Raw genomic sequence first — 1,405 nt, forward strand, 5'->3', positions numbered from 1 at the left:
CACCGCCATCGTTGAAGAATTTCGGTTGTGCAGTTTTCCAGCCACCAAAGTCCTTGTCGATGGTTACCAGCTCAAGTTTCGGGAATTGCTTGCCGAACTCGGCAGCGACCTTCTCGTCACGCGGGCGGTAGAAGTTCTCGGCGGCAATCTTCTGCCCGGCCGGGCTGTACAGGTGCTTGAGGTATTCGGTGGCAATCTCGGTATTGCCCTTCTTCTCGGCGTTCTTGTCCACCACCGCCACCGGCGGCTCGGCGAGGATCGACAACGACGGCACGACGATGTCGAACTTGTCGGCACCACCGTCTTCCTTCAACGCCAGGAAGGCCTCGTTTTCCCAGGCCAGCAGCACATCGCCCTGGCCGTTATTGACGAAGGTGATGGTCGAGCCACGGGCGCCGGTATCCAGCACCGGAACGTGCTTGAACAGTTCCTGCACGTATTCCTTGGCCTTTGCTTCGCTACCGCCGGCCTTCAGGCCATAGGCCCAGGCAGCCAGGAAATTCCAACGGGCGCCGCCGGAGGTTTTCGGGTTGGGGGTGATGACCGAAACGTCTTTCTTGATCAGGTCGCCCCAGTCCTTGATGCCTTTCGGGTTGCCCTTGCGCACCAGGAACACAATGGTCGAGGTGTACGGGGTGCTGGCATTCGGCAGGCGGCTCTGCCAGTTGTCCGGTAGGCTCTTGCCGAGCTTGGCGACTTCATCGATGTCGCCGGCCAGGGCCAAGGTCACCACGTCGGCACGCAGTCCGTCGATCACCGCACGGGCCTGCTTGCCCGAACCGCCGTGGGATTGCTGGATCTTCACCTTGTCGCCCGGGTGAGCCTGCTGCCAGTGCTTGATGAACTCGGCGTTGTATTGCTGATAGAGCTCGCGGGTCGGGTCGTAGGACACGTTCAGCAGTTCGTAGTCCTTGGCGATGGCGGAACCGGCAAAAACAGCACTGGCCAGGGCGGCGAGCGCATAACGGCGGATGGACATGGTGAAGCTCCCGATTGGCATTTTTCTAGTTTTGAATGTGTGGCGCGATCAGCCGGTCTTGTTGCCGGGCTGCTGCAGGCGGAACTTCTCCTTGCGCTCGATCTGCACGACCTGAGCGTTGTGCACGGTAATCTCCACCGCACCGAATCGCAGGTCGCGCAGAGCGCTCTGGATTTCACGCAGAATGGTGGCTTCGTCCTGACCGTCGATGCTACGCAGAGATGCACTCATGCTCGTTCTCCTTGGAGTGAGGGTGCCGGGCTGAGGTTTGAAGGGGGATTTGCGCCTGGCTTGAGGGCAATAGTAGTGAGGCGGGGTTATTCTTAAAAATAATGTTTAAGAATGTTTATATAACCGAAAATAAAAGCTCGTTTTCAAGACAACAGAAGGCCCTGTGGGAGCGGGGGGGGGGGGGGGGGGGGGGGG

The 1,405-nt window shown here is 59.4% G+C and carries 2 protein-coding genes; both read right to left on the reverse strand.

The window, feature by feature from the left end:
* On the reverse strand, window positions 1-979 hold a 979-nt coding region (locus ACK1U9_RS19545), incomplete at its 3' end, for a sulfate ABC transporter substrate-binding protein (RefSeq protein WP_449110120.1).
* A 48-nt stretch (window positions 980-1,027) separates the two neighbouring features.
* Entirely contained in the window at window positions 1,028-1,210 is a 183-nt protein-coding gene (oscA, locus tag ACK1U9_RS19550) for a sulfur starvation response protein OscA (RefSeq protein WP_003258557.1), read from the reverse strand.
* Window positions 1,211-1,405 lie beyond the last annotated feature (195 nt).

The sequence above is a fragment of the Pseudomonas sp. XP1 genome, from assembly GCF_053557675.1.

Excerpts from the sequence above, each read along its gene's own strand:
- oscA (WP_003258557.1), bottom strand. The coding sequence starts at position 1,210 with ATGAGTGCATCTCTGCGTAGCATCGACGGTCAGGACGAAGCCACCATT.